Genomic DNA, 4,783 nt, shown 5'->3' with positions numbered 1-4,783 from the left:
GTATCCGCGACGTCCTTTGGGGTCTGGCGGGACGGTGGTCCACACGGCGAGTCGGTGGCGTCCATGAGCCGCAATCGCCTGTTGGTGATTGCCGGCGCGTTGGCCGTCACCGCCACCGTGTCGCTGGTTTTCGGAATCATGTTGCTGAACAAGAACATCAGCTCGTATATCGCGTCGCACTATCACGAATACTCCCGTGATGCCAACGGAATTCGCTACGCCTGCACCGGATCACCCGCGCAGGTAGCCCAGACGCTCGCCAACTATCAGACACCCGAAGCGCGCGCCGCCAACGGCACCAACCAATACCTGCGCTACAGCAACAACATTGTGACCGTCGGCCCGGATGGCAACTATCCGTGCAGCATCCGCATCGAACCGCTCAGCGCCGGATACAGCCACGGCACGTTCATATTCCTCGGCCCCGGGTTCACCCCAGGATCACCATCGGGCGGTGCCGGAGGTAGCCCTGGAGGCCCCGGTGGAACGAAATAGCAAAGGAGACAGACAGCCATGAACCTCGCCGTCCAGATCGGAACCGTCGACCTTAATCCCGTCCTGAAAGGCGCGGTCGCGACGATCCTGTACTTTGCGGTCGGCATGGCCGTACTGCTCGTCGGGTTCTACATGGTCGACTGGCTGACCCCGGGAAAGCTGCGCCAGCTGGTGTTCATCGATCGCCGGCCCAACGCTGTCGTCCTCGCTTGCGCCATGTACATCGCGCTCACCACGGTCATCATCAGCGCCATCACCAACAGCTACAGCCAGCTCGGTCAGGGACTGCTCGGCGTGGCGGTGTACGGGTTCATGGGCGTGATTCTGTTGGGAATAGCAATGCTAGCCATACACCTGCTGATACCGGGTAGTTTCCACGAGCACGTCGACGAGCCGGAGCTGCATCCGGGATCGTTCGCGGTGGCGCTGATACTGCTGGCCGTGGGAGGAGTGACCGCCGCCGCGCTGTCATGAGCTCTATTCCGGTGCCCGCAGTCGGCCGGCCCGCCGAGTTTTCGAGACGGTGGCGGGCCGTGCTGCTGGCTGCCGTCGCCGCGTGTGCGGCCTGCGGCATCATTTACGAACTCGCGCTGCTGACCCTGTCGGCAAGCTTGAACGGCGGCGGCATCGTCGCAACTTCACTGATCGTCGCCGGCTACATCGCCGCGCTGGGTGCTGGGGCCTTAGCAGTCAAACCGCTGCTGACGCATGCGGCAATCACCTTCATCGCGGTCGAGGCGCTGCTGGGCATCATCGGCGGCCTGTCCGCGGCGGCGCTCTACGTGGTGTTCGCGTTTATGGACGGGTCAACATGGGTCCTGGCGGTGAGCACAGCGCTGATCGGCGGCCTGGTCGGCGCCGAGGTGCCCCTGCTGATGACGCTGCTGCAACGCGGCCCTGCCGACCCCACTACCGATATCGCCACCGCTACCGGCCGCACACTGGCGAACCTCACCGCAGCCGACTACCTGGGCGCGTTGATCGGCGGGCTTGTCTGGCCCTTCGTTCTGCTGCCGCAGCTGGGGATGATCCGCGGCGCGGCGGCCACCGGCATCATCAACCTGGTCGCCGCGGCTATCGTGTCGGTCTTTCTGCTGCGCCGCGTCGTGTCCCCAACGCAGCTGGTGACGGCGTTGTGCGCGCTGTGCACGGCGCTCGGGCTGCTGGCCACGCTGCTGCTGGGTGCTCGCGACATCGAGACCACCAGCCGGCAACGTCTCTACGCCGACCCGATCATCGCCTACCGGCACACCGCCTACCAGGAGATCGTGGTAACCCGCCGCGGTAACGACATGCGGCTATACCTGGACGGGGGTCTGCAGTTTTCCACCCGGGACGAATACCGGTACACCGAGAGCCTCGTCTACCCCGCACTCGGCAACAATGCACACTCGGTGCTGGTGCTCGGCGGCGGTGACGGCTTAGCGGCCCGCGAACTGCTGCGCCAGCCTGGCATCGGCACGATCGTTCAGGTGGAGCTCGATCCCGCGGTGATTGACGTAGCGCGCACCACACTGCGGGACGCCAACGGCGGCGCGCTGGACAACCCGCGGGTGGCCGTCGTGATCGACGATGCCATGAACTGGTTGCGCGCCCCCCACCCGCAGCTGCGCCCCGCCGGAGGCTTTGACGCGGTCATCATCGACCTTCCCGACCCTGATACGCCCGTGCTGGGCCGGCTGTATTCCACCGAGTTCTATGTGTTGGCCGCGCATGCGCTGGCTTCCGCGGGGCTGATGGTTGTGCAGGCAGGCAGCCCGTTTTCCACCCCGACGGCGTTTTGGCGGACGGTCTCGACGATCCAGGCTGCCGGCTACGCCGTCACGCCGTACCACGTCCACGTGCCCACCTTCGGTGACTGGGGGTTCGTCTTGGCGCGCCCCGGCAGCGCCGCGCCCACACCCGGCATGCCGGGCGACGCTCCGCCGCTGCGATTCCTCAACCCGCGAGTGCTCGAGGCTGCCACCGTGTTCTCCGGCGACATCGGGCCGCGCCCGCTCGACCCGTCGACCCTGGAGAACCCGCGCATCGTCGAAGACATGCGCCACGGCTATGACTAGCTCACTCGTCGTCGAGAGCGGCCAGCACCTCGTCGGATAGGTCGACATTGGTCCAGACATTCTGCACGTCGTCGCTGTCCTCCAGCGCGTCGACAAGCTTGAATACCTTGCGGGCGCCATCGAGGTCGACGGGCACGCTGACCGAGGGCTGGAAACTGGCTTCAGCCGACTCATAGTCGATGCCGGCACCTTGCAACGCGGTGCGGACCGCGACCAAATCACCTGGCTCAGAGATCACCTCGAAGCTGTCACCAAGATCGTTGACATCCTCAGCGCCGGCGTCCAGCACCGCGGTGAGCACATCGTCTTCGGTGAGACCGTTCTTCTCCAAGGTGACCACGCCCTTGCGGGAGAACAGGTAGGCCACCGACCCCGGATCGGCCATGGCGCCGCCGTTGCGGGTCATCGCCACCCGCACCTCACTGGCAGCTCGGTTGCGGTTATCAGTCAGGCATTCGATGAGCACCGCCACACCGTTGGGTGCGTAACCCTCGTAGGTGATGGTTTGCCAGTCGGCGCCACCGGCCTCCTCACCAGCGCCGCGCTTGCGCGCCCGTTCGATGTTCTCGTTGGGTACCGAGCTCTTCTTCGCTTTCTGGATCGCGTCGTAGAGCGTTGGGTTGCCCGCTGGATCACCGCCACCCACGCGCGCCGCAACCTCGATGTTCTTGATCAGCCGGGCGAACATCTTGCCGCGGCGGGCGTCAATGACGGCCTTCTTGTGCTTGGTGGTGGCCCACTTGGAATGGCCGCTCATCGGTGTGTCTTACCTCTTCCATCGCACTCTGCTGCTCGACAAGTTCGCTTGACGAGTCTACGTGGACACCGAAGGCCGCGAGAGTGCCACCACCGACGGCTCCACTCGCTCAATGCGTCGCCAGTCGCACTTTCGCGGCACTATATCCGGCCGTTGACGATGTCGACGAACAACTGGTGGATGCGCCGGTCGCCGGTCATCTCCGGGTGAAACGCCGTCGCCAACACCGGGCCCTGCCGCACCGCGACAACGTGGCCCGCGGCTCGGGCCAGCACCTGCACGTCGTCGCCGACCCGCTCCACCCAGGGCGCGCGGATGAACACCGCCCGCACCGGCTCAGCAAGACCAGCGAACCCAATATCGCCTTCAAACGAGTCGACTTGACGCCCAAAAGCGTTGCGCCGCACCGTTATATCTATCGCATGCAGCGGCAGCGCCGCCCGCCCGCTCGCGCCAGCGTCGAGGATCTCACTGGCCAGTAGGATCATGCCAGCGCATGCGCCGTAAGCCGGCAGCCCGTCGGCCAGCCGCGCCCGCAACGGCTCCAGCAAGTCGCAGTCGAGCAGCAGGTGGCTCATGGTGGTGGATTCCCCGCCCGGAATGACCAGCGCGTCAACCGCGTCCAGCTCGCCGCGGCGGCGTACCGGCATAGAATCGGCCCCGGCTTCGCGCAGCGCCGCGAGGTGCTCACGGGTATCTCCTTGCAGCGCCAAGACGCCCACCCTTGGAAAACCGCTCGGAAAGCTCATCGCGCGCTCACCGCGGGGTCGGCTGGTATCCGCGCGGAAAACGGGTCAGCCCCTCCTGCATGACGGCGGCCACCATCGCCCCGGTTCGGTCAAAGATCTTGCCTTGGGTTAGCGCGCGGCCGGCTTGCGCGGACGGCGACGACTGGTCGTACAACAGCCATTCGTCGGCTCGGAACGGTCTCATGAACCATAGCGCGTGATCCAGCGACGCCACCTGCAGAACATCGCGCTCACCCGGATGGATCGACCACGCCGTGCCCAGCAACGTCAGATCGCTCATGTAGGCCAGCGCGCAGATGTGCAGCACCGGGTCGTCGGGCAACGGATCGCGATGGCGGAACCACACCTGCTGCTGGGCGACCTTGCCCGGTCTAGGTTCGAGCAGCTTACGCGGCACCCGGCGCAGGTCCCATTCCTGAAACTGCTTGATGGCCTCGTCATCGAACGCCTTCATGCGGCTGACCTCGGGCAGTTCCTCGGGGTCCGGCGCCGGAGGCATCTCATCCTGGTGAGTGATGCCCTGTTGCGGCGTCTGAAACGACGCCGACATGTGAAAGATGGTCTGGCCGTGCTGCACTGCGCTGACGCGGCGGGTGCAAAAAGAACCGCCGTCGCGGACATGCTCGACCAGAAAGACAGTGGGTGCGCCTGCGTCCCCCGGCAACAAGAAGTAGCCGTGCAGCGAGTGCACGCGATACCGCTCGTCGACCGTGCGCACCGCC

6 protein-coding genes are annotated in these 4,783 nt (G+C 65.6%); 3 read left to right on the top strand and 3 right to left on the bottom strand.

The features are described from left to right. The first annotated feature begins 63 nt into the window (after nt 1-63). From AC2VOU_RS16580 to AC2VOU_RS16570, 3 genes are read left to right on the top strand one after another with little or no spacing between them, the layout of a single operon-like run. Nucleotides 64-495, top strand: coding sequence for a DUF4247 domain-containing protein (locus AC2VOU_RS16580; protein WP_047315969.1), 432 nt, complete (start codon nt 64-66; stop codon nt 493-495). Between the two features lie 18 nt (nt 496-513). Next, on the top strand, nt 514-969 hold the full coding sequence (locus tag AC2VOU_RS16575; protein WP_047315970.1) for a DUF350 domain-containing protein: 456 nt from the start codon (nt 514-516) through the stop codon (nt 967-969). Continuing rightward, nucleotides 966-2,555, top strand: a complete 1,590-nt coding sequence (locus AC2VOU_RS16570; RefSeq protein ID WP_486958353.1) for a polyamine aminopropyltransferase — start codon at nt 966-968, stop codon at nt 2,553-2,555. Before AC2VOU_RS16575 ends, AC2VOU_RS16570 begins: the two co-directional genes overlap by 4 nt. A gap of 1 nt (nt 2,556) precedes the next feature. Here the strand turns inward: AC2VOU_RS16570 and AC2VOU_RS16565 are convergent, their stop codons facing one another. The 3 genes from AC2VOU_RS16565 to AC2VOU_RS16555 form a co-directional block, all read right to left on the bottom strand. Beyond that, complete coding sequence (locus AC2VOU_RS16565; protein ID WP_047315972.1) at nt 2,557-3,312, bottom strand: YebC/PmpR family DNA-binding transcriptional regulator; 756 nt, start codon at nt 3,310-3,312, stop codon at nt 2,557-2,559. A gap of 140 nt (nt 3,313-3,452) precedes the next feature. Further along, the gene (pdxT, locus tag AC2VOU_RS16560; protein WP_047315973.1) at nt 3,453-4,061 is read right to left on the bottom strand and encodes a pyridoxal 5'-phosphate synthase glutaminase subunit PdxT; all 609 of its coding nucleotides are present in this window, start codon (nt 4,059-4,061) and stop codon (nt 3,453-3,455) included. Between the two features lie 7 nt (nt 4,062-4,068). Then, nucleotides 4,069-4,783: acyl-CoA thioesterase domain-containing protein (locus AC2VOU_RS16555; RefSeq protein WP_486958352.1), on the bottom strand; the 715-nt coding region annotated here is incomplete at its 5' end.

Source organism: Mycobacterium sp. TH-M25 (assembly GCF_057473665.1).
Note: the sequence above shows the minus strand (reverse complement) of the source record. Positions and strands in the feature narration are given on the sequence as shown.

Bases quoted from the DNA above. Each gene is read 5' to 3' on its own strand.
- pdxT (WP_047315973.1), bottom strand. From the start codon at position 4,061: ATGAGCTTTCCGAGCGGTTTTCCAAGGGTGGGCGTCTTGGCGCTGCAA.
- AC2VOU_RS16575 (WP_047315970.1), top strand. From the start codon at position 514: ATGAACCTCGCCGTCCAGATCGGAACCGTCGACCTTAATCCCGTCCTG.
- AC2VOU_RS16570 (WP_486958353.1), top strand. From the start codon at position 966: ATGAGCTCTATTCCGGTGCCCGCAGTCGGCCGGCCCGCCGAGTTTTCG.
- AC2VOU_RS16565 (WP_047315972.1), bottom strand. From the start codon at position 3,312: ATGAGCGGCCATTCCAAGTGGGCCACCACCAAGCACAAGAAGGCCGTC.
- AC2VOU_RS16580 (WP_047315969.1), top strand. From the start codon at position 64: ATGAGCCGCAATCGCCTGTTGGTGATTGCCGGCGCGTTGGCCGTCACC.